Raw genomic sequence first — 518 nt, forward strand, 5'->3', positions numbered from 1 at the left:
CGGCAGACGGGCTGTCGACATTTAAAGCGAGGGCGTACTTATATTATTTATTATTGCCGCTGCGCCTCTGCGCGGCTGTCGGGGGCTTCCCGATCGATACTCGGCACTTAAGCCGTTAAATACTTTTCCTTCACGTTGTTCTGCGTTTTCTTACTGCTTTGATACAACGTGAAGGATATTGTCTGTCATTTATTTTTTCGCCAGCTCCTGGCTGATGGTCCAGAGCTCCCGGCGTTCTTCACTGCTTAAACCGTGTGTGCGATCGCGAGCTATCAACTCTTCCTGTCGCAGTTCCAGCAGTGAATCAAACATATGGTTGAGCGAGTCGGTGAAGGTTTGTTCAGCGATGTCTTTATCTGCTATATCGTCCCACATCGACAGTTTTTCAAGGGTTGCCGCCTCTTTTGTGCCGCGATATTGCTCTAAAAGTTGCCCGGTTGTCAGACCAGGCTGCGCCAGACAGCTCTTCACCAGTTCGCTGAACAGGCTCAGTCCCGGCATTTTGCGCGAGTCCAGTC

Annotated in this window: 1 pseudogene; it reads right to left on the minus strand. The window is 50.8% G+C overall.

Going from position 1 to position 518, the window contains the following annotated elements:
* Positions 1-189: 189 nt before the first annotated feature.
* Positions 190-518 (minus strand): annotated as a pseudogene (gene dnaG / locus FQK12_RS11150) (DNA primase); the annotation flags it as partial.

This window comes from Klebsiella sp. ME-303 (genome assembly GCF_007910085.1).
Taxonomy (GTDB): domain Bacteria; phylum Pseudomonadota; class Gammaproteobacteria; order Enterobacterales; family Enterobacteriaceae; genus Klebsiella; species Klebsiella michiganensis.